The sequence below is a fragment of the Dellaglioa sp. CoH-55-MRSF-8 genome (assembly GCF_056782195.1).
Genome location: NZ_JBXAYH010000028.1, coordinates 345 through 812, shown reverse-complemented (window position 1 = coordinate 812; position 468 = coordinate 345). Strand labels below are relative to the sequence as shown.

The 468-nt window shown below is 50.0% G+C and carries 1 protein-coding gene; it reads right to left on the bottom strand.

The window, feature by feature from the left end; genetic code table 11:
• A partial coding sequence (locus tag AC1RPW_RS07695) for a hypothetical protein (RefSeq protein ID WP_481769396.1) occupies nucleotides 1-468 on the bottom strand: 468 nt, incomplete at both ends.

The window sequence follows — 468 nt, the reverse complement described above, 5'->3', positions numbered from 1 at the left end:
ACAGTGTCCACAAGACGGCAACAGCTTTTGCGAAGGTCAAGCTAACAAAGGTGCCAGTCAATTCGGTGGAGGCCTGCATTGACTTCGAGAGCGACGCATAATTCGGGAATTTGACATATCGATGCAGTGCGTAACTAGATAGGAGTGCTGTCAAACTCGACTTGGAACCACGCTGCCCGATTACGCCCACGTACTGTAGATAGTTTCGGAGTCCGTGGTTTTGGATCAGCTCCCATTTACCGCGCTTGCACTTTGGACACTTACCATACTCCAAGAACTGGATATGTTCTGGCATTTCTTTTGCCTTGTAGTCCACAGGCACGTTGTGCACATCGAGCCACGCTTTATTCGAGCACACAGGGCACGCTTCACCGAACAGCATAGTACCGACCCACAACTGACGAGACCAAGGCGGGTTTGCCTTGGGGTTCTGCATGTTGAATGCATAGTCATAGAAGTTCTTTGCTT